The sequence below is a fragment of the Streptomyces sp. NPDC056835 genome (assembly GCF_042789485.1).
Lineage (GTDB): Bacteria > Actinomycetota > Actinomycetes > Streptomycetales > Streptomycetaceae > Streptomyces.
In genome coordinates this window covers 276,968-297,808 of the sequence record NZ_JBHUBB010000006.1, presented here as the reverse complement: position 1 = coordinate 297,808, position 20,841 = coordinate 276,968, and the positions used below count along the sequence as shown (strand labels likewise).

Annotated in this window: 18 protein-coding genes and 3 pseudogenes; 8 read left to right on the top strand and 13 right to left on the bottom strand. The window is 69.0% G+C overall.

Translation table 11 applies throughout. The features are described from left to right. Positions 1-186 precede the first annotated feature (186 nt). Both ACFRMN_RS09480 and ACFRMN_RS09475 read right to left on the bottom strand, forming a co-directional pair. On the bottom strand, positions 187-390 hold the full coding sequence (locus ACFRMN_RS09480; RefSeq protein WP_383015790.1) for a hypothetical protein: 204 nt from the start codon (positions 388-390) through the stop codon (positions 187-189). 220 nt (positions 391-610) lie between these two features. Continuing rightward, on the bottom strand, positions 611-1,015 hold the full coding sequence (locus ACFRMN_RS09475) for a nuclear transport factor 2 family protein (protein ID WP_383015787.1): 405 nt from the start codon (positions 1,013-1,015) through the stop codon (positions 611-613). Between the two features lie 459 nt (positions 1,016-1,474). Between ACFRMN_RS09475 and ACFRMN_RS09470 the strand changes: the two are divergent. After that, positions 1,475-1,771, top strand: a pseudogene (locus tag ACFRMN_RS09470) (transposase); the annotation flags it as partial. An 89-nt stretch (positions 1,772-1,860) separates the two neighbouring features. On the opposite strand, the gene ACFRMN_RS09465 reads toward ACFRMN_RS09470, so the two are convergent. The 3 genes from ACFRMN_RS09465 to ACFRMN_RS09455 form a co-directional block, all read right to left on the bottom strand. Continuing rightward, a complete protein-coding gene (locus tag ACFRMN_RS09465) occupies positions 1,861-2,403 on the bottom strand; it encodes a GNAT family N-acetyltransferase (RefSeq protein WP_383015784.1) in 543 nt (180 codons plus the stop codon). 452 nt (positions 2,404-2,855) lie between these two features. Further along, positions 2,856-3,176: a hypothetical protein gene (locus ACFRMN_RS09460; RefSeq protein WP_383015781.1), complete on the bottom strand. Its 321-nt coding sequence runs from the start codon at positions 3,174-3,176 to the stop codon at positions 2,856-2,858. 571 nt (positions 3,177-3,747) lie between these two features. Continuing rightward, a complete protein-coding gene (locus ACFRMN_RS09455; protein WP_383015778.1) occupies positions 3,748-4,641 on the bottom strand; it encodes a LysR family transcriptional regulator in 894 nt (297 codons plus the stop codon). A gap of 250 nt (positions 4,642-4,891) precedes the next feature. Between ACFRMN_RS09455 and ACFRMN_RS09450 the strand changes: the two genes are divergently transcribed. The 3 genes and pseudogenes from ACFRMN_RS09450 to ACFRMN_RS09440 all read left to right on the top strand — a co-directional run bounded on the left by ACFRMN_RS09450 (position 4,892) and on the right by ACFRMN_RS09440 (position 7,474). Next, positions 4,892-5,692: a YoaK family protein gene (locus ACFRMN_RS09450; protein ID WP_383015775.1), complete on the top strand. Its 801-nt coding sequence runs from the start codon at positions 4,892-4,894 to the stop codon at positions 5,690-5,692. Positions 5,693-6,019: 327 nt separating this feature from the next. Beyond that, positions 6,020-6,451: pseudogene (locus ACFRMN_RS09445) on the top strand (transposase); the annotation flags it as partial. A gap of 39 nt (positions 6,452-6,490) precedes the next feature. Further along, positions 6,491-7,474: a phosphotransferase family protein gene (locus ACFRMN_RS09440; RefSeq protein ID WP_383015772.1), complete on the top strand. Its 984-nt coding sequence runs from the start codon at positions 6,491-6,493 to the stop codon at positions 7,472-7,474. A 190-nt stretch (positions 7,475-7,664) separates the two neighbouring features. Here ACFRMN_RS09440 and ACFRMN_RS09435 read toward each other — a convergent pair whose 3' ends face one another. Beyond that, positions 7,665-8,570: an NADP-dependent oxidoreductase gene (locus tag ACFRMN_RS09435; RefSeq protein WP_383015769.1), complete on the bottom strand. Its 906-nt coding sequence runs from the start codon at positions 8,568-8,570 to the stop codon at positions 7,665-7,667. 146 nt (positions 8,571-8,716) lie between these two features. On the opposite strand from ACFRMN_RS09435, the gene ACFRMN_RS09430 reads away from it, so the two are divergent. Beyond that, positions 8,717-9,088: a MerR family transcriptional regulator gene (locus tag ACFRMN_RS09430; RefSeq protein ID WP_383015766.1), complete on the top strand. Its 372-nt coding sequence runs from the start codon at positions 8,717-8,719 to the stop codon at positions 9,086-9,088. A gap of 3 nt (positions 9,089-9,091) precedes the next feature. On the opposite strand, the pseudogene ACFRMN_RS09425 reads toward ACFRMN_RS09430, so the two are convergent. From ACFRMN_RS09425 to ACFRMN_RS09405, 5 genes and pseudogenes are all read right to left on the bottom strand, one after another. Next, positions 9,092-9,499: pseudogene (locus ACFRMN_RS09425) on the bottom strand (transposase); the annotation flags it as partial. Positions 9,500-9,740: 241 nt separating this feature from the next. Beyond that, positions 9,741-10,127 carry a VOC family protein gene (locus ACFRMN_RS09420; protein ID WP_383015763.1) on the bottom strand — a complete coding sequence of 129 codons (387 nt, stop codon included), beginning with the start codon at positions 10,125-10,127 and terminating at the stop codon, positions 9,741-9,743. 309 nt (positions 10,128-10,436) lie between these two features. Beyond that, positions 10,437-10,772 carry a hypothetical protein gene (locus ACFRMN_RS09415; protein WP_383015760.1) on the bottom strand — a complete coding sequence of 112 codons (336 nt, stop codon included), beginning with the start codon at positions 10,770-10,772 and terminating at the stop codon, positions 10,437-10,439. A 179-nt stretch (positions 10,773-10,951) separates the two neighbouring features. Continuing rightward, complete coding sequence (locus tag ACFRMN_RS09410; RefSeq protein WP_383015757.1) at positions 10,952-12,529, bottom strand: MFS transporter; 1,578 nt, start codon at positions 12,527-12,529, stop codon at positions 10,952-10,954. After that, positions 12,522-13,451, bottom strand: a complete 930-nt coding sequence (locus ACFRMN_RS09405; protein ID WP_383015754.1) for an NAD(P)H-binding protein — start codon at positions 13,449-13,451, stop codon at positions 12,522-12,524. The genes ACFRMN_RS09410 and ACFRMN_RS09405 overlap by 8 nt, the downstream gene beginning before the upstream one ends. A 106-nt stretch (positions 13,452-13,557) precedes the next feature. Between ACFRMN_RS09405 and ACFRMN_RS09400 the strand changes: the two genes are divergently transcribed. Then, positions 13,558-14,505, top strand: a complete 948-nt coding sequence (locus ACFRMN_RS09400) for an AraC family transcriptional regulator (protein WP_383015753.1) — start codon at positions 13,558-13,560, stop codon at positions 14,503-14,505. Between the two features lie 358 nt (positions 14,506-14,863). Here ACFRMN_RS09400 and ACFRMN_RS09395 read toward each other — a convergent pair whose 3' ends face one another. Then, complete coding sequence (locus ACFRMN_RS09395) at positions 14,864-17,575, bottom strand: AAA family ATPase (RefSeq protein ID WP_383015750.1); 2,712 nt, start codon at positions 17,573-17,575, stop codon at positions 14,864-14,866. Between the two features lie 115 nt (positions 17,576-17,690). Here ACFRMN_RS09395 and ACFRMN_RS09390 point away from each other — a divergent pair, with 115 nt between their 5' ends. Next, positions 17,691-18,425, top strand: coding sequence for an RICIN domain-containing protein (locus ACFRMN_RS09390; RefSeq protein WP_383015747.1), 735 nt, complete (start codon positions 17,691-17,693; stop codon positions 18,423-18,425). A 220-nt stretch (positions 18,426-18,645) separates the two neighbouring features. Here the strand turns inward: ACFRMN_RS09390 and ACFRMN_RS09385 are convergent, their stop codons facing one another. Continuing rightward, positions 18,646-19,593, bottom strand: coding sequence for a LysR family transcriptional regulator (locus tag ACFRMN_RS09385; RefSeq protein WP_383015745.1), 948 nt, complete (start codon positions 19,591-19,593; stop codon positions 18,646-18,648). Between the two features lie 105 nt (positions 19,594-19,698). On the opposite strand from ACFRMN_RS09385, the gene ACFRMN_RS09380 reads away from it, so the two are divergent. Next, on the top strand, positions 19,699-20,703 hold the full coding sequence (locus ACFRMN_RS09380; protein ID WP_383015742.1) for an NADP-dependent oxidoreductase: 1,005 nt from the start codon (positions 19,699-19,701) through the stop codon (positions 20,701-20,703). The last annotated feature ends 138 nt before the right edge of the window (positions 20,704-20,841 follow it).

Below are 20,841 nucleotides of genomic sequence, written 5' to 3'. Positions count from 1 at the left end.
GGCGTATTTTACACCTGGTGAATGGTGGTTACCTCAGCGAACTTTCGCTCCGGACGCCACCGATGTCGCCGCCACAGGCCGGCGGCCACGCGGACTTGGCATGCCGCAGGACAACGAGGCGGGCCGGCGCGGGCGCTGTCATGTCGTACCTCTCCGCATGGTGCACAGGATGGTACGTCTCGTGGATCAGGCTGCCTGTTTATTGACGGCGTGCGCACCGGCGTTGACGACGTTGAAATGCGGCAACGGCAGCAGCGGGGACGTACCGGCCGGGGCGCCGACGTGCTCCCACAGCTCACGCCCGTGGAAAGGTCCGCTCACCGACCAGCACCAGAGCATCCAGCGGATCACCGTCCCGGCCAAGGCGGTCCAGCCGGATCGCCCCGCCACGTGGTCCATCTCGTGGGCCCCGGCGACTTCCTTGTCCCGGCGCCCTCTGAGCGTGCTCGGCGGCGACTGCCTCGCCGATATCGCCGTGCTTCGGGCCGAGCCCGGAGTGTTCGGGCCGGTCACCTCCGACCCACAAGACAGAACACGCCCATCCACCGAAGTTCAGAGCCCGCGTCAGCAAGCTGACACAGGCTCATGAACATCCGAGGCCGGCCCTGGATCAGGCCCTGGCGATATCCCTGCCCGGCATCGGCTCCGCGAGTGCTGTCCGCCATTCAGGCGCGCCGAACGGGTCGGCGAAGTACTGCGTCTCGTGCACCACGTGCCCGTGGGCGAATTCCATAATGCTCACTGAGTAGGTGGGCACGCCGTCGTACGTGATGACACACTCGCTCACCCACAGATCCCCGCCGCCGACGATCCGGTGGACGGTGAAGTGCCGACTGGCAGGGTGCCCCCCACGTTGCGCCGCGATCGTCGCGCGGCCCCGGAATCGTTCACCCGACTGGGGGTAGTCGAGGATCGCGTCCGCGGCGTAGATGGCGTGCTCGGCTTCGGTATCCCCACGTTCCGATGCCCGCCAGTGTTCCTCGATCGCGGCCCTGGTGCGGATATCAGCATCCATCACATTGTCCCTTCTGCAGACGGCCGGAACGATCCGGGGACCTGGGAACGCTTCGAGGCTCCCTCCCAGGACGCGGGGCCGTTGAGCGCAATGGGCAACAGTGACAGCGTAGACCGCCCAACGCAGCGACTCAGCGACTCAGCGTGAGGACAGCCGCGGGTCAAGATCGGACAATTAGTGAGGCGTGGAGTCGAGCCCGGATGGGCGTATGCGCTGGGCCCCGCCGCCGGAAGCATCGCAGACTACGTCCCCGACCTGCCGGAGTGATTAGAGATCACCGCACTCCACTGTGCAATCAGCACACCAGCAGCCTGACCATTGGGTGGTCTGTCCACTGTCACACATACCCTCACATGGAACGCTCGTGACTGACCACACGACCGGTCCAACACTCCTCCGAGGTCACCCACAGTTAGCAGCACCGCGGATAAGCACCATTGAAAACTCCCGGGCCATCGCTACCCGCTTGTACGCTCACCTGGCGGCCTGAGCACGAAGGTACGCTCCGTCGGCGACGGTCGGGCACGGCCGCTTGCTCTGCATGTCACCGCCGGTCAGGCCGGCGACGCGCCGGCCTTCGAGGCGGTCATGGCCGGAATCAGGATCCCGCGAACCGGCCTCGGCAGGCCGAGGACCGCCCCGACGCCGTCCTCGCGGATCGCGCCTACTCCTCCCGCGCGATCCGCGGACACCTGCGACACCGGCGTAATCCGTGCCGTCATTCCGCAACCCGCCGATCAGGTCGAACACCGCCTGTCCTCGTAGCGGAGCTACGAGGACATTCCGGCAACGCGGCGAGCGAGCGTGCGTGCAAGACGCCCCCGGGCAGACGGGACTTCGGCCTCTTAGACCCCCGGGGCCGGCTTCCAGTCCTGGACGAGGAGCCCGAGCAGCACCTCGTCCAGAAACTCGCCCATCACCCAGGCCGAAGAGCGCAGCACGCCCTCGCGTACGAAGCCGTTACGCTCGGCGGAGCGCAGCATCGCCGCGTTGTCCGACAGCGTCTCGATCTGCAGCCGCTGCAGGCCGCGCACGACGAAACCGTAGTGGCACAGCACCGCGACCACGTCGGTGCCGTAGCCCTTGCCGCGAGAGGACGGCAGCAGCCCAAGCCCGATGTGCGCGGACCGGTTGTGGTTGTCGATGTTCCACAGCACCGCGGTGCCGACCAGGGCGCCGCCGTCCAGCTCAACCACGGAGAACGGGACGTGCCCCTGCTCCTTGTCGTCCACGACGAGCCGCGAGTCCTTCGAGCCGGGCGTGATCGGCCGCCACGGCCGGCCGTCGGCCCGCGAGGCGTTGACCACGTCGTCGTAGAGCTCGGCCCGCAGGATCGGGATGTCGTCCTCGTGCCGGGCCCTGAGCCCCACCTTGCTGCCCTTTAGCATGCAAGCTTCCTATCCGACCGGGCTGGCCGGCGGCAAACCAATAAGACCCGTCAACGGCCAGTCAAAGAGACAGAGCCAAGGCGGGCGCTGCGGTGCGGTGCGGTGCGGACGTGCTCGTGCCCCCAGGGACGGCGGAGGTCCGGCGCTCGGAGTAGGCGGTCGTGCGCGGTATCGGCGCGTGGCTCGGGGTACCCCGCGCGGACCACACGGCGCCGAGCCCGATCAGCATGTACTGGTCCGTGCCCAAGACGGAGGCCGGGCGTTTTGTGCTCCGCCGATGCGGTGGCCAGGCTGCTGCGTCTAGGACACGCCCGTGTGGAAGGCGCCGCCCGGTGACCGCGACCTTGTACGAGACGCCCGCCTGCCGCTGCCACGGCCGAGCCTCGAAACAGCGGTTTTCCGTCGTGCCCGACTGATGCGGTCGGTGGCGTTGCCGGCGGCAGGCCACAGCGTCAGCCTCCTGACGGTCCTGCCAAGGCGGAGGTGACTTCTTCGGTTTCACCTCGGGCGGTCTTGAGGAGCAGTCCGACGATGTCGTCCCAGGAGGAGAGAGTTGCGTCCACCGGTTCCGGCCGGTCGGATTCGACGTTCTGCCACCGTACGAACCTGTCCGGGAAGACGCTCAGCGACCATCCGGACTCGTGTTGCAGTGAGACATCCGGGTGTTCCTCGTCCGCGCCGGTCAGTTCGGCAAGGATTTCACGGATTCGCGCCTCGTCGGGCTCGTCGAATCCTTCGCCCATGGTGTCGTACATGAAGTAGGTCACGGTCATGCTCTCTGGTTGGGCGGTGCGCCGTTAGGGACGGCCCATTCAGCATGTCCGCCGGAACAGCCTGGGTGGAGGACGTCCCACCAGGGACTTCCGAGGAGGTGTACTGGTACGGGGGGACGAGCGTCATCACACCCGCGTTCCGCCCCTCACTCTGCCGCACCAAGCCCGGAGCGAGCTGTTGAGCCGGCGAGAGACGCCTTCCTTCTGCCACTTGGCGAAGTAGCCGTAGACCGTCTCCCTGGCGATTATGTGGAATCAGGTTGTCAAGGTTCCCCCCTGTTTACCTTGGCGAACCTCCGCGATGGGCAGCAGGTGACGGTGGCGTAGGTACACCAGCCGCGGCACAGGTCATAAGGCTGCCAGGGCTGGCCGCCGCCCCGGAAGCGGCGGCGCGGCGGTCGACGACGACACCCCAGCGACAGCCAGATGGGCCGCATCACCTGGGCAAAGGAGGAGGGATTGGGCTCAGGTCCTTTGAGGGTGCCGTTGTTCAGGCTGTGGGTATGAGGTTGTCCTGGTAGCGGTGTTGGTGATTGCGGTTGCGGTTGCGGTCTTGCTTCTCGTGCCAGGTCTAGGTACGGGAGCGATCGGCATTGTTCGCCGTGGCGGTGAGGGCGTCGAGGACAGCTTCGGTGGCCGCCGTGGGACGGCGGCGAGCGCTGACGGCCACGGACAGTTGCCATGTCAGACCCGGTGCGTCGAGAGGGATCACGAGCTGGCCGTCGCCGCCGGTGGCCGCCGAGGCGGGCAGCAGAGCCGTGCCGAAGCCGGCGCCGACGAGCTTGTTCATCAGCCCGTAGTCAGCGACTTCGGTTGCTGACAGCGCCGGGCCGAGCACCCGGTCCACAGTGTGCCGCACTCCCCAGCCCGGTGGGAAGCGCAGGATCGGCTCGGCCGACAGGTCGGACAGTGTGATCGTGGCACGTCCGGCCAGCGGGTGGTCCGCGCGGCAGGCGAACACCAACGGTTCCTCGATCAGCGGCCTGAACATGATCCCGTCGGGCTGCCGCTCGCCGCTCGCCGTCAGCGCGACGTCCAGCGAACCGTCAAGGATCGCCCGCAGGTTGCCCGTGGAGCCGGCCGATGACTGGCGGAGCTGGACAACGACCTCCGGATGGCGGGTCCGTAGGTCGGTAAGCACCGTGGCGAGGTCGAGCGGTCCTGTGCTGAACGTACTGCCGAGCACGACCGTCCCCCGTACCCGGCCCGAGGCGGCGTGGACTTCGTCCCGCGCGCTCCGTACGGCGTTCAGCACGCGCTGGGCGGCGGTACGGAGGGCGTCCCCGTGCTCGGTCAGGGCAACAGGCGTGACCGAGCGGTCGAACAGCGGTACGCCCAAGTCCCGCTCCAGCCGGGCGATCGCGCTGGACATCGCGGACTGCACAATGTGCGCCTTGCGGGCCGCGGCGGTGAAGCTCCCGGTCTCGCAGCAGGCGAGGAAGTACTCAAGGTCGCGGATCTCCATAGCCGGAGTCTAGGGTGCGTCATCGATAAAATCGATTGGGCCCAGCATTTGTGATCGTTGGACATGATGAGGAGGCGTGGCGGACGCTTGAGACGCCATCCGGCGGGGCGTAGGCGGAGCAGGTGGCCCGCCGCGTGCGGTGGGACCCCTGGACCTGGCCGCCCCGCCGGGTTCCGGGGTCCGCCGCCTCGCCCCGGCCCCGACCGCTGCCCCGCCCCTCCGCCCCCGGCCCGTCGAAAAGAAAGCCGCCATGGCCGTCTCCTCCCCCCTCAACAGCCGCCCGACGGTGGCCGCGATGCTGGTGCTGACCGCGGTGACCGGACTCATCGACACCTTCAGCTATCTCCAACTCGGACACGTCTTCGTTGCCTATATGACCGGCAACGTCATCTTTCTCGGCGCCGGCCTGCGACCGGGCGCCCATCCGGCGGTGGCCGCCTCGGCCACCGCCCTCGCCGGGTTCGTCCTGGGATCGCTCACCGGCGGTCGTATCGCCGCCCACCTGTCCCGCCGGCCGCGCCGCTGGCTGGTCGTGGCCCTGGCCGCCGAAGCGGTCATACTCGCCCTCGTCGCACTGCTCGCCGGTGGTGGGCAGGCCACACCCGGCGGGCGCGGCGCGTATGTATCCATCGCCTTGCTCGCTCTGGCGGCCGGGCTCCAGAACAGCACGGTCCGCCACCTCGGAGTACGCGACCTCAACACGTCCGTGCTGACGTTGACCCTCACCGGGCTGACCGCCGACAGTGCCCTCGGCGGGGGGTCCGGGGCGAAGGCCCACCGCCGGCTCGGTTCGGTCGCTGCGATGCTCGGCGGCGCCGCGGTCGGCGCAACCCTGCTCCAGGAGTCGGCCACGTCAGTCGTCGTCCTCGCCGCGGTCCTGGTCGCGCTGGTCTCCGGCGCCTTCGCGACGGGGCGGTCGGCGGCCTCGGGAGCGTCGGGTCCCGAGGCCGCAACGTGGGCAGACGTCTCGACCAGCACCACACCTCGGACTGCCACGTATGCCGGGCCGCACGGTCCACGCCCAGCGCACCACCCCGGTCATGACCATTAATCCTGGGCATTCAGTGGATTCGGGCAATCTGACGCCCCGATAGCAGAAAGGCGCACGCCCGGGCCTTTGAGCGGGTTTGTCTTGTTGTTGACGTCTTCGGTGGCTCCGTTGCTGTAGGCCAGGTCGAGGCCTGCTTGCACAGCGGCACGGCATTTCTCCCCCACGTGGATGAAGGGGTGCGGTGCCGGGAGATCGTCGGCCACCACCAGGCGGCGCACGCCCGCGTTGGCCAGGCCGGTGGTTAAGGCGCGAACATCCGATCCGGCAATGGAGGTGCGGCGGCCGAGCCCGTTCGTGTGTGCAGGCTTACCGATCAGGGCCTGCCTGGACCCTCAGTGGGCGGGCGGCCGTCCCCGCCAACTCAGCGCTGACGACGAGGACTTCGTCGTGGCGACGGCCACCGCCCGCCCGGGCGGCGCCCCCATCTACGTGATCCTGGACAACCTCTCCGCGCACAAGGGCACCAAGATCCGTGCCTGGGCGAAGAAGTACAAGGTTGAGCCGTGCTTCACCCCGACCAGCTCATCCTGGGCCGACCCCATCGAGGCGCACTTGGGACCGCTGCGGCAGTTCACCCTCGCCAACTCCCACCACCCCAACCACACCGTCCAGACCCGGGCCCCGCACACCTACCCGCGCCGGCGCAACGCCAACGCCCGCCACCCCGACGTCCTGGCCACACAGCGCGAAGAGCGCGCCCGCATCCGCAGCGAGAAAGGCATCCGCGGGGGCGGACAACCACTCGCCGCCACGATTTGAACCAAACCGGCGATACAGCCAGAGCACTAAGATGCTCGGATGCCCAACGAACCTGCACCCGCCACGCTGTCGGACCTGGCCCGGCGGCTGGTGCGCACGTCCTTCGGGGCGCGCGCGACCGAACCGATGCCGCTGGCGGCAGGCGCCTGGTCGCAGGCGTTCGAGCTGACCATCGATGGCGCGGAGGCGGTCCTGCGCGTCGGGGCGCATGGTACGGACTTCGCCAAAGACGAACTCGTCGCCGGTTTCGCAAGGCCCGGTCTGCCCGTGCCACCGGTGCTGGCCCGGGGTGTGATCGACACCTGGCATTACGCGATCTCGGCCCGCGCGCACGGGATCGGGTTCGACGACCTCTCCGCCGCCGACGTGACGCTGACGCTGCCGAGCCTGCTGACCACACTCGACGCCATCGGCGAAATCGACCTTTCCGGCACCGCCGGCTACGGCATCTGGACCCCGGACGGGCAAGCCCCGTATGACTCCTGGCCGGACGCGTTGCTGGCCATCAGTACCGAGACGGCCCGGGTTCCCGGCTGGCGAGCAGCGCTGGCCGACTCCGAGATCGGGCTCGGACCGGTGGAAGCCGGGCTGACCGCACTCGCCGCGCTCACGCCATACCTGCCCGACGAGCGCGACATGATCCACGGCGACCTGCTCAGTCACAACGTCCTCGCTGCCGACGGCACCGTCACCGCCGTACTGGACTGGGGCAACGCCCTGTACGGCGACAGCCTCTACGACGCGGCCTGGCTCATCTACTGGTGGCCGTGGTACCCGCAGTGGCGCGATGTCGATATCTACGCCGCGTTGCTGGCCCACTGGCGCGCCACCGGTCCGCTCCCCACCCACCTGCGCGAGCGCCTCCACGCCTATCTCATCCATATCGGCCTCGATGCCATCGCCTACTGCACCTTCCAGCGCCGCTGGGACGAAGTGCGGTCCAACGCCGACATCGTGGCCGCGCTGGCCAACAGCGCACCGGGCGAGTACGTCCTCAACCCACCCACGATTCGCTCCTCGTAACCGCAACCACGGGCCCACCGGCCGTTGGTGCGACCTCAACACGGTGAACCTTCACGGTCACAGCCCTGAAGCCCTGAGAGCTCCTAACGAAATGACCTCTGAGGTGGTTGGATCACTCCAGGACCGGTGATCCGGAGGTGCGGGCTTCCCGCGGCCGAAGCCACGGGAAGCCCCGAGCGGTGGGACAAGCTCAGATGCAGACCACAATCTTCCCCCGCGTGTGTCCGCGCTCGGCGTATGCGTGCGCTTCCGCGATCCGTTCGAGCGGGTAGGTCCGCTCGATGCGCGGTGTGTAGCGGCCTTGCCGGCCGAGTTCGCCCGCTTCGGCGAGGAGTGTGGAGTCGTTCTCCGCGTTGGCCAGACGCACACCCAGGCGATGCGCGTTGGTGTAGTCGGCGATCGTCGACACGCGAGCAGGATCGCCCACGAGCGCGATGAGATCGGCCAGGGACCCGGAGGCCGCAGTGTCGAGCACGATGTCGACACCGTCCGGAGCCAGGGTGGCGAGGCGCTCCGCGAGGCCGGTGCCGTAGGTGGTGGGAACGGCTCCGAGAGAGGTAAGGAACTCGTGGTTTCGCTCGCTGGCCGTCCCGATCACGGTTGCACCCTGAGCCACCGCGATCTCCACCGCGGCACTGCCTACGCCTCCGGCGGCGCCCTCGATGAGAAGGGTGCGCCCCCGCAGGGGACCGAGCGCCTTCAGCCCGCCCATCGCGGTCACAGATGCCAGACCGGCGCCGGCGGCCTCCTCGTCGGTCCACGTGGTGGGGGCGTGGGCCCAGGCCGAGAGCACGGCCAGCTCCGCTGTCGCGCCGGTGACGCCGCCCAGCCCGAAGACACGGTCGCCGATGCTCACCCCCTGCACCCCCTCACCGATCTCGTCGACCACGCCGACGGCATCACGCCCAGGAATCGCGGGCAGGTCCACGGGAAGCACCTCTTGCACCGCACCGGAACGCACCTTCCAGTCGACGGGGTTGACACCGGCCGCCGCGACGCGGACGCGGATCTCGCCGGGCCCGGGATGCGGGTCCGGCGCCTGCTCGACCACCAGGGCCTCCACACCGCCGTACTCGTGATAACGGACTGCGCGCATAACGTTCTGCCTTTCCATACGGCCTGAACCGGCCGTTCGTGAGATCAGTGGGGTGATTGCCCGGCCGGCGCCGACGCCCACTACGCTAAAAGCTGACGTCAGTGTCAGGTGCAAGTCGGGCGGGCCGCCCGAACAGAGGAGGACCGGTGCGCATCGGTGAGGTCGCCGGCAAGGCGGGAGTGAGCGTCCGGGCGATGCGCTACTACGAGGAGCAGGGTCTGCTTCAGGCGTGGCGCAGCCCCGGCGGCCAGCGGCATTACCCCGACACCGCCGTCGGCCGAGTCCGGCTGATCCAACAGCTGTATGCCGCGGGCCTCCCGAGCAGAGTGGTCCGCGAGGTGCTGCCGTGCGTGGACTCGGGTGCAGCTCAAGCGCCCTTGGCACTCCTGGACCAGCTGGCGGCCGAGCGTGTCCGCATCGACCAGCGGATCACCGACCTGCTCGCTGTGCGCGACCGGCTCGACGACGTCATCACCCTCACGCAGGACCCTGATTCCGACTGCTCTCACATGCGGTGAAGACTACTGCCGCAACGACTTCAGACGTCGCGAACAGATGAGTGCGCATCCGAGGGTGAGGAAGGCTTCGTGAATGTCGTCGCGTATCTCCCAGCGGATGCGCAGACGGCCGAACCAGTGCGGGTGGGCGAAGGCGCGCTCTACGACCCAGCGCTGGGTACCCAGGCCAGAGCCGTGCTCGGTGCCGCGGCGGGCGATCAGTGGCTTCACGCCGAGGTCCCAGACCAGGCGGCGGTACTTGTCGTGGTCATAGCCGCGGTCGCCCAGCACCACGTCCGGGCGGCTCCGTGGCCGACCGCGCTTGCCCCGCACCGGCGGCACGGCCTGCAGCAGCCGGATGAGCTGGGTGACATCGTTGCGGTTGCCATCGGTGACCGTCTGTTTACTGCCGCTTCTGCCGAGCTCTCGCGGCAGGTGTTCCCAGGCGATCCCGGTACGCGGCACGAATTCGAGGGCGGTTCGGGTGCCCCACTCGTGGCTCCCTCACCTGGTCAGGCAGTGCCGGTTCGCGACGCTGTCATGAGTCGAGCGGTTGGGAGAGTCCGATCTTGCTCGGGGCGGGATTCTCCATCTTCGGAAGGGCTCCTCGTTGTGTTCGCGTGAGTGTGGGTAGGCGACCGGAAGTAGGTCTGGCGCGGTGTACGGCCACCGATCAGGGGCGGCGGCCCGCAAGGACGCAGAACTCGTTCCCCTCTGGGTCGGCGAGTACGACCCAGCTCACATCGCCTTGGCCGACGTCGGCGTATCGGGCACCCAGGTCGAGCAGGCGACGGACCTCTTCGTCCTGCTCCCTGTCGGTTGGGTTGACGTCGATGTGGAACCTGTTTTTGGCGGTCTTGCCCTCGGGGACGGGTGCAAAGGTCAACGTCGGTGGCACTGGGCCAAGGCGATTCTTGCCTTCAGGCACCACGGGGGAGCCAATGGTGACAATTCCGTCGCCTTCGTCCTGCACTTCGTAGTCCAGGACCGAGCACCAGAACCGGGCAAGACCGTGGGGATCGGCACAGTCGATCGCAAGCTCGGTGAACTTGCTGGTCATGTCAGGACCTCCCGGTCAGTGCGGGTAGAGATGTTCGTACGTCAGCGTGCCACACCGACCGGCAGCGGCTGGGGTGAGTGGCGGTGGTAGTAGGCAGGTTCGCCGGTGGTGCGGTTGCGGCGGATGAGCGGGGGGCGGTGGCCGGAGGCGGTGTCGGGCAGGGCGATGTGGGCCCAGTCGAGAGGCGTTGCCCTCCGGCTCCGGCTCCGGCTCCGGCTCCGGCGGACAGCTTCTGCCAGGCCCGTTGGGGGAGCTTCTTGGCCAGGGCGTCCGGCTCGTGGGTGCTCGCGAACCCGAAGGCGTCCTTCGTCAATCGAAGGGGTCGGAGAGCGATTCGATCCAGGACGCGAAGTCCACGGACTCGACCTCGAAGTCCGCAGGATCCAGATCGCCCAGATCCGAGGAGAATACGGCGGAGCCAGGATCGTCGGTACGCAGGAGGAACCCGCGGCCACCGCTGTCGTCGCCGATGAGGACGAACCCCGGTGCGTACTGCGCGACTTCGTAGGTGGTGTTGCGTTCGCCGATGCACTCAGCCGAGTACACGGCTACACCGGGTTCGGTGAGCAGGCCGTCCCTCATCTTCCACAGCGCCACCAGCGGAGCTGGGAAGCTCAGCGCGGTCTCGACCCGAGCTCGCGCCACTCCAGCCGGTGTGACCGCCATCGGCTTGGGAATCCCCTCCGCTATGTTCGCGTCACTCCTCCGAACCAGTCCCGGCTGTCACATCAAGCATCGGAACGGACACTGCCACCAAGGCCAATGCCAAGCAAGTCACCACCACCGCAGGGCATTACGCCCGGGCCCTGAGCCTGTCCGGTGGATCAGGCCTTGGTCGCGGTCTCGCTGCGGACAGTCGGCCGCTGTCGTTCTGTTTCCGGCACCCGGTCGTCGGTGCGCGCGATGCGCCGCAGGAGCAGCAGCGCGAGCGCGAGCAGGACGACGGACAGGGCGCCGCCGGCGATCGCGGCGGCGTGCAGCCCGGACGTGAACGCGGCGTGCACCGCCGCGGCCATCGACTCGCCCAGCGTGCCGGGGAGTCGTTCGGCTACGGCCAGACCACCAGCGACGCTGTCGGCCGAGTGGGCCACCACGTCGGCGGGCACACCCGCCGGGGCATCGGCATGCACCTGGTCCCGGTACACCGTGGCCGTCACGCTGCCGGTGGCGGCGATACCGAAGGCGAGGCCGAGTTCGTAGGCGGTCTGCCCGGCCGAGGTGGCTTGGCCGGTCCTGCCCGGCGGGGCGGCCGAGGCGGCGATGCCGGTGCCCAGCACGGTGATCGGGGCCAGGCCCAGCATCATGACGGTCGCCGCGCCGGCCGCCCGGGCCGCCCCGGAATCGTCTGCGGGGAGCGTGGCCAGCACGGCAAAGGCCACGGCAGCCAGTGCCGCGCCCGCGGCGATCACGTAGGCGGGCCGCACCCGACGGACCAGCGCGGGGGTCAACTGGGATCCGGTGGCCAGGCCGACGGCGGGGAGCACCATGAGCAGTCCGACCTGGATCGGGGACAGGCCGGTGACGAGTTGGAGGTACTGCGGCATCAGGTACTCCACGCCGTTCATCGCGGCCAGGCCGAGGAACATCAGCACCAAGGCGGAGGTGAAGGTGCGGTCGGCGAACAGCCGCACGTCCAACAGGGGTGCCCTGACGCTGCGTTGACGGCGGAAGAAGAGCACTCCGAAGGCCAGTCCGACAGCCGACGCCGCGAAGGCCGTCGGGGTGAGACCGTGCTCGCCCAGGCTCTTGATCCCGTAGACGATCGGGAGCAGCGTCAGCAGGAGCAGCGGTGCGGCGACCCAATCGAGTTGTGCTGCCCCGGAGTTGGCGTGTCCGGGCACCAGCAGCGACACGGCGACCAGTACGGCCAGCATGACGGGCACGGCGACCAGGAACACCGAGCCCCACCAGAAGTGCTCCAGCATGACTCCGCTGACCACAGGCCCGATGGCGATGCCGCTCGACAGGGCCGTGACCCACAGGGCGATGGCTCGCCCCCGTCGCATCGGGTCGGTGAACATCTGACTGATGAGCGACAGGGTCGCCGGGAGGATGGCCGCGCCCGCCGCGCCGAGGATCGCCCGGGCCGCGATCAGTACGCCCGGGTCGGGGGCGTAGGCGGCCAGCAGCGAGGCGAGTGTGAAGACCACGATGCCGAGCAGCAGGAGCCGGCGGTGTCCGTAGCGGTCACCGAGGTTGCCCGCCAGGACCAGCGAGGAGGCGATGGCGAAGCCGTACGCGTCGTTGATCCACAGCAGTTCGGTGCTGGACGCCCCGAGATCGGCGGCCAGCGGGGGCGTCGCCAGCCACAGCACCCCCAGATCGACGGTCATGAGCAGGGTCGGCAGCAGGAGTACGGCCAGGCTGAGCCAGGGGCGGCGGACGCGGATACGGCTAGGCATCGGCCGACTCCGCGAGGTGCCGGGCGAAGCCGGGGGCGAGGCGCTGGGCGTAGTCGGAGAAGTCGGACGGTTCGCGGCCGAGAGCGCGGCGCACTCCGTCGGACAGCGCCGCACCGCGCCCGTGTCGAATATGGGCATACAGGGCCGAGGTGACCTCGGCGTAGTCGTCCGGGCTGCCGGACGCCGCGAGTTCGGCGCGATACCGCTCGTCGTCGACCGGTGTGAAGCGGATGGTGCGGCCGGTCGCGCGGGCGATCTCCGCGGTGGCCTCGCCCCACGTCAGCGCCCGCGGTCCTGACAGCTCATAGGTCTCCCCCGCGTGGCCGTCGCCGGTCAGCGCGGCGACCGCCACTTCCGCGATGTCCTCGGCGTCGACGAACGGTTCGCGTCCCTCGCCGGTCGGAAGACGTAGGTTCCCCCGGCCGATCGCATCGGCGATGAGCGGTTCCTCGGCGAAGTTCTGCGCGAACCAGGAGGGCCGCAGGATCGTCCAGTCCGCGGCGGCCTCCCGCACCGCGGCCTCGGTGGCGAGCCCGGTCGGGTCGCCCGCCTCGGCCCAGACCCGGGCCGACAGCAGGACGATGCGTTCCACACCGAGTTCGGCGGCGACCATGGTGAAGGCGCGCACCTCGGCGGCGGCGCGATCGGTCTGCGAGTCGACCAGGTAGACACCGCGAACGCCCGTCAGGGCGGGCCTCCAGGTCGACTCGTCCGCCCAGTCGAACCGCACCGGACCCGAGCGGGAGGCGATCCGCACGGGCAGGCCATGCCGTTCCAGCAGGGCGGCCACACGGCGACCCGTTTTGCCTGTGCCGCCGGTGACCAGGATCGGTGACGCCGAACTCGATGCGGCATGACTCTCTGAAACTGAAACTGAAACTGAGTCTGAAACTGAATCTGAAGTCGTGTGTGACGTAGACATGTTGGCCAGTCAACCGCCGGACGGCTGGACGGGCGATGGTCGAGTGTCTGGATTCGATGTTCGTGCGTCCATGCCTGATCCGTCGGAGAGCCTTTAAGCTGCTGGCATGGGAGACACCTTGTCGAGCCTGTTGCAGGACATTCGCCCCTCCGGAGCGCTGTTCGACCAGACGGTCGTCAGCGCTCCGTGGTCGCTGCGATTCACGGAGGCCGTGCCACTGACCCTGTTGACCATGCTCAGCGGCGAGGCATGGGCGGTGCCGGAGCACGGTGATGCCGTCCCGTTGCGCACGGGGGATGTGGTCCTCGTGATCGGCCCCGATCCCTTCACCGTCGCCGACGCGCCGCACACGGCGCCCATGGCCGTGCTCGGTGCGTCCGGTTCCTGTACGGCGCCCGACGGGGACCCGATCGACGGGGAGCTGCCCATGTGCCGCCCCGCTGGTCACCCCGGCGAATCCACAGTGCTGCTCAAGGTCGCCTACCAGGTCCATGGCCGGCTCGGACAGCGGGTGCTCGACTCACTGCCGCGGGTCGCCCGGATTCCCGCACTGCCCGGCCGTTGCCCCACCCTGGACATGATCTCCGCCGAGATCGGCGAGGACGCCCCCGGACGCGACGTCATCCTCGACCGGCTGCTCGATCTCCTGGTCGTCTCCAGCCTGCGCGAGTGGTTCAAGCTCCCTACGACCGACGCCCCCGCGTGGTACCGGGCGCACAGTGACCCAGTGGTCGGCCGGGCCCTCCGGGCCATCCACGAGGCTCCGGCGCGCCCGTGGACGGTGGCCCGGCTGGCCGCGCGCGCCGGGGTGTCACGGGCCGCCTTCGCGCAGCGCTTCACCCGTCTCGTCGACCGCCCGCCGATGGCCTATCTGGCGGAGTGGCGCATCTGCCGGGCCGCGGACCTGTTGGCGAGCACCGACGCCACCGTTGCAGCCGTGGCACGTCAGGTCGGCTATTCCAGCTCGTACGCCCTGAGCGTCGCCTTCAAACGCACCCTCGGCGTCCGCCCCACCGAGTACCGCGACGGGGCCCGTGGTGGCAACGCTGCCTGACCGCCGGCCCGTACCGGCGCGGCGGTGGAACGGTCAGCCGGGCCGAAGATGACAACCGGAATCCAGGGTGCCTTCCACACGGTAATCCGGTCGGTTTCGCGGTCGGATGGAGGACGGTGCCGTCACACAGTAGGGTGCCCGCGCGCACCGGCGGTTGGTACGGACGTCACCGCGCATCCAACCGCGCGGACAACCCGATGAACCTATGCGGTCGGGTCGGTCACAGCATTGGCCGGGCCGCGCCGGCCCCCGGAGGCCGGGTACGCCATCCGCCGCGGGACACGGTGCCGCTGTCGACCGACGAGGAGACTCACCCCTCTCGTCGACCCCAACAGAGCGCACCTGCGGCGGTGGAGAGTCAGAGCTCCTTGGGAGAGTCCGGAAGACCGATGGAGAGAACCTTCCGCAGTTCACTCCTGCCACTCACACCGGTCTTGCGGTAGACCCGGTACAGGTGGTTGTCAACGGTGCGTACGGTGATGCCGAGTTGCCCGGCGATGCGTTGGCTGCTGTGGCCGATGGCGGCGAGGCGTGCGATGTCGCGTTCGCGATCGGTCAGTTCGGGGGTCCAGCAGGCGAGGACGGCCGGTGTTGTGACGCCCTCGCAGCGCTGCGCGAGTTGATGGCAGCGGTCGGCGACCTGCTGGGCGCGCGTCCCGTTTGAACCGCGCGACCACAGGAGCGCAGCGTGAGCCGCCGCCTCCGCGGCGTGCAGGTGCATACCGGCGGCCTCGAACGCGGTACTGACCCGCTCCACACCGGAGGCGTCGCGGGCGGCGATCGCGGCGGCGTGCTCGGCGTAGACGCTGATATGCGGGGCGTCCGAGGCGGCGGCGAGTTCGGCGAGTCGGCCGGATACGGCTGCGGGCCGGCCGAGGCGTATCGGAAGGTGCAACAGCTCCGCCTCCCAGAGCGGGGACTGCTGCTGCCGGGCGTCGTCCGCCGCGCGTATCGCCTGCCGCGCGGCGTCACGGCCCCGGCCCTGGGTCGCCAGGATCCACGGCTGGGCCATCTGGAAGGCCGGAATGTGGAATACGCGGTAGGACTCCACGCGGGCCAGATGCGCCTGGTCGAGCAGTGACTTCGCCCTGTCGGCGTTGCCGATCAGCGCCTCGATGGTGGCCCACTCCCCGAGGACCAACGCCTGCTGACCCCAGGTGCTGTCGTCGCGCAGCGTGGAAGCCGCTTCCCGCATGTATCGTTGAGCGGATTTCAGACGCCCCTGGCGGGCGGCGACTCTGCCCAGGAAGAACTGCCAGGCACCCAGCTGACCGATCCAACCGGAGTCCTGAGCCTGCCGGCACTGGTCAACGGCGGTTGCTTCGGCTTCGCCCAATCGCCCTGAGAATGCCTGGATGATGCACAGCCAGCCCATGAGGCCGGCACGCACCATCGGTATGTCGTCATCGCCGGAGGTCGCCGATAACTCGGATTCGATCAACTGCCGTGCCGCAACGGTCCGTCCGTGACAGAAGTGGTCAACGCACTCCGCGTATCGTATCCGGAGCGCTGTCCGGGGGCTCGACGGCGCACAACCCCGGGCGCGGGTGACGGCCTGTGCGTACGCCGGCCAGTCGGCGTGCACCGCGAGCAGGATGGCCTGCAGCGCGGCCAGCTCCGCTCGTGCGGCGTCATCGGTCATCGCCTGTTCGGTACGGCGCAGCAATTCCAGTGCGTCAGCGGGCCGGTCGAGGGACAGGTACATATTGGCGGCGCGCAGTTGCACCGACTGCAGATGACCGCGGCTGGACGTGAGGGTCTGCGGCAGGTCGCTGTGGACCTGCTCCGCTCGCACACCGTGCCCGGCGTAGCCGAGCGTGTCGGCCAGTGTCCGCCGGGCCGGCGCTCCACCACCGGCGTCGCAGGCTGCCTGGGCCAATCGCGCCGCCAGGGTGAAGTCCATCGTCAGGACGGCGTGATCGGCCGCGGAGAGGAGCAACCGCGGATCGCTGAGATCACCGGCTTCCAGCAGCCAGCCGCCGACGCGGGCAAGGTCCTCACGCCGCCGCAGGCCTGTCCGCTGGACCGCCGCTGCGAGCTCCTGGCAGTACCGCCGGCGCCGGTGGGGCGGCGTTTGCCCGCGCAGGACCTCACCGTAGAGAGGATGAGCCAGCCGGAGGTGTACGCGCCGGCCGTCCCCCTCGCTGACGACGAGGTTGCGACGGTCGAGTTCGTCCATCACGGCCGCGCTGGTGAGTCCTTCGAGGACCGGCACGCCCAGCGGCTCCCCGAAGGCAAGTAATCCGACGGCACGTTGCACCGCCGCGGGGAGCTGTCCCATGCGCTGACCCACCACATCGACCAGTCGCGTACTGAGTTGGAACGGTCCTTGCCAGCACCACACCTCCTCGACGACCGCCAGTGCCCCGAAGGCGAGTCCGGCATCGACGAGTTGCTGCAACCAGAGCACATTGCCGCTGCTGCACTCCCAGAGCCGACGCACGGTCGTGCTCTGCACCTGACCGCGCAGCGTCCGTTCCAACAGGTGCCTGACGGAATCGGGATCGAGTGGCCGAAGATCGACTCTGACGGCGTAGTCTCCGCGTACCAAAGCCTCGATCGCATCGGGCATCGCCACTCCGGAGCGTGCGGTGAGAACGATCTGGGTGCCGCCGCGTACGGCCAGGTGCAGCAGCAGGGCGGCCGAGCCTTCGTCGAGTAGATGCGCGTCGTCGACCAGCAGGATTCGCTGTCCACCATCAGCATCGGCGAGCAGCGCGTCGGCAAGGACCCGCAGCAGGTTGGGGCGACCGTTGACGCTGGGCCACGTTGCGGGGAGCAGGTGTGCCAGGGCCCCGAACGGAATCTGTGCGGTGCTCTCGGTAGCCGGTGCCGCCGTCACCTGCCCCTGGAAGGCGTCTGTCCTGGAGAGCAGTTCGCGCGCCAGCCGCGTCTTGCCCACACCCGCCGGACCCGTGATCAGCAGGCAGGGCCGGTCGGAGTGCTCCAGCCGCGATATCAACTCGCTCAATATTTCGTCCCGACCTGTCAGCGGCCAGGAGCGAGGAGATGAACCTGCCTCATGTCCCAAATGTTCCGACGAAGCCGGACGGTCATTTCGGCCATTCATCGACAGCCCTTCTGCACGGATCGGCCCCGCACACCAGGTCCGACATCATACGGAGGGTCTGAGTACCAGGCTACTCACGACATGACTCTGCCTCAACGGTAAGTTCCACAGCGCCTTGCGCGGCACCCGAGAATCGATTCCGGACCGATATCCAGGCACGCGCCGACAGGATGTCGACCTGTCGCGCTTCGCCGGGTACACGGCCCCGACGATCAAGGATGCCCGCCTGCATTCAATTATCCGCAATCGGAAAGGAAAGCAGACAATGGCGAAAATTCACTTCAAGGCAGCGGGGCTGGTCGCGGCAACTCTGGCCGCGATCGGCGGCAGCGTCCTCTCGGCACCGGGCGCCTCGGCATCGAGCCCGGCGCCGGCGGGGGCGCAGGTGTCGCCCTCAACGACGGCATCGTCACGAGCGGCCGCGGCATTGGGCGACCTCTTTCTCGTGAACAACAAGAGCGGCAAGTGCCTTACTCCGGAGGGCGGCCGTTCGGACAACAACGCCGTCAATGTCATCTTCAACTGCGACACCGACCCGTCACGCGTCTGGTACCTGGTGAACAAGGGCAACAACATCTACCAGATCCTGAACCTCAACAGCGGCAAGTGCCTTACACCCGAGGGCGGCCGTTCGGACAACAACGCCCAGACCGTCATCTACAACTGCGACAACGATCCGTCGCGGCTCTGGTACTTCGTCGATAAGGGTAATTACCGGTACCACCTCGTGAACTACAACAGCGGCAAGTGCCTCAGCCCGGCGGGCGGAGGTGTCCTGAACAACACGCCCACCGTCATCTACAACTGCGATACCGACCCGTCGCGTCTTTGGTATCTCGCCGCGGCGTGATGGTTGTCGGGTGGGGAAGGTCTCTGGAACGCCACTGGAGAACGTCGCGAGCGGCGCGGACGCCATGCCCCGCGACAGATCCGAGTCCTTCTCCCCCGACTCGTCCGGAACGCCCCCGGATCACATGATCAGGCCGCGCCCGCCCCCGCGCGTCCGGCGAGCGCCCAGGTGAAGGACCAAGTCCGAGTCATGTTTCGACACCGGCGGACACACGGCAGGCTCAGCTCGTCCGCGAACGCACCGCCCGCAGCTCCCTGATCAGTGCGCGGACCGCGAGCGTGGTCGCCAACTCGGGCGTGGTGACGTAGCCGACGGAGCGGGTGGGCCGGTCAGGGCCGAGATCGGTGGTCTCGATGGTGAGCGGTGCGCTCGTCAGCGAAAGCGCGGGCATGATCGCCATGCCGAGTCCACTGCTCACGATCGAGAGCACCGCGCCATCGTCCTCGGCCCGGACCGTCGCACATGGGATCCAGTCCTGGTCAGCCCACCAGGTCCGGGTGTACGACGAGCAGTTCTCGGCCCAGTCGACCAGCGGCAGCGAGCGCGGGTCCGGATGGCCGGCCGGGTGCACCAGGGCGTACGGCTCCTCCAGGAGTACGTCCCCGATCAGCCCCGGCGGCACCGGCGAGCTCGTGCCAATGGTTGCGATCCCCACGTCCGCACGCCCCTCGGCCACCTCCCCCGCCGTGCCGGGGCCGACTTCCCTCACCACCCTTACCGTCGGTTCGATTCCGGGGTGCCGCGCGGCCAGCCGTTCCAGCGCGAGCGGCAGCAGATGCAGGGCCGCGCCGCGGAAGGCGGCGATACGCAGCGGCCCGGCGACGGTGTCGCCACCGTTCGTGCCCGCTCCGACCCCGCGCGCCTCCGCGGCGAGCGTGTCCAGCATCCGCAGCACCCGCCGCGCGTGCGCCACAGCCCGGGTGCCCGCAGCCGTGGGACGCGCCCCGTGCCGGCCGCGGTCGAAGAGCACGACGCCCAGCTTGCGTTCGATGCCGCGCACCGAGTGGGAGACCGCGGACTGCGTCATGCCGAGCGTGCCGGCCGCCGCCGAGAAGCCGCCCTCGGCGGCGACGGCCACAAGAGTCCGCAGTTCCTGTGGCGAGAGGTCCCCAGCGGGCGCGGACCTCGGCACGGTCACGCTCGCGCGGTGCGGCGCGGTCGTTGTCACGGGGGGGGGCTCCTGCCTGCGTGTATGAGGACGCTTCATGGATGCGGTCGTTCCATGAACGCAACCTTCTGCCCGGCCGTCGCATTCCCGCCTACGGTCACGTCCATGGACGCATCCACCGCCACTGCCGCGCTCACCGTGCACCAGATCGCCCGTCCGACCGGCTTCCCCGCCCCACACCACTTCCGCTTCGTCGAGTCGACCATCCCCGAGCCCGCCCCCGGCACGGCCCTCGTGGAGAACCTTTACTGGTCCGTCGACCCCTACCACCGCGAGATGATGGACGGCGACTTCGAGCTGAACACCCCGCTGGAGGGGCGCACCCTCGGCCGTGTGATCGACTCCCGCGACTCGGCGCTCCCGGAGGGGGAGATCGTCTTCCACCGGCACGGCTGGCGCACCCACTCCGTCGTACGCCCCGACGAGGCGAGACGCCTCCCGCACCACGAGGGTGTGCCCCTCTCCGCGTACCTGAGTATCCTCGGCGGCACCGGCCTCACCGCGTACGTCGCACTCACCAGAATCGCTCAACTGCGCGAGGGCGAAGACCTGTTCGTCTCGGCGGCGGCCGGTGGCGTCGGTACGGCCACCGGGCGGCTCGCCCGGCTGATGGGCGCCGGCCGACTCGTCGGCAGCGCGGGCACCCCGGCGAAGGTGACGTATCTGAAGGAACGGGTCGGCTACGACGATGCGTTCGACTACCACGCGGGACCTGTGGCCGGCCTCCTGGCGAAGGCAGCACCGTCCGGAATCGACGTGTACGTCGACAACGTCGGAGGCGAACACCTGGGCGCCGCGATCGGCGCGCTGCGCGAGCGCGGCCGGGTGGTACGGGTCGGCACCGTCGGCCAGTACAACACCCCGGACGCGCCGCCCGTGCGGTTCAACCACGCTGACATCGTGGAGAAGAGCATCCGGATGGAGGGCTTTCTGGTGAGCAACCACCGCAATCTGCAGGAGGAGTTGTACGAGTTCGCCGTGCCACATCTGCGCAGCGGACGGCTGGCCCCGGACGAGACGGTCGTGGAGGACTTCGGGCGGATCGTGGAGGCGTTCCTGTCCATGCTGCGCGGCGGAAACACCGGCAAGATGATCGTGAAACGGATCTGAGCCCGGCCGGCCCCGACCCCGCCAACGGTTACCGGGACCACTCGGAGCCGCGACCCCGCGCATCCTCGCCGCGCCCCTGCGATGGAAGGGCGCGGACAGCCAGGAGGCGGTTGTCCGTTGCGCGGTGGCGCACGCTGC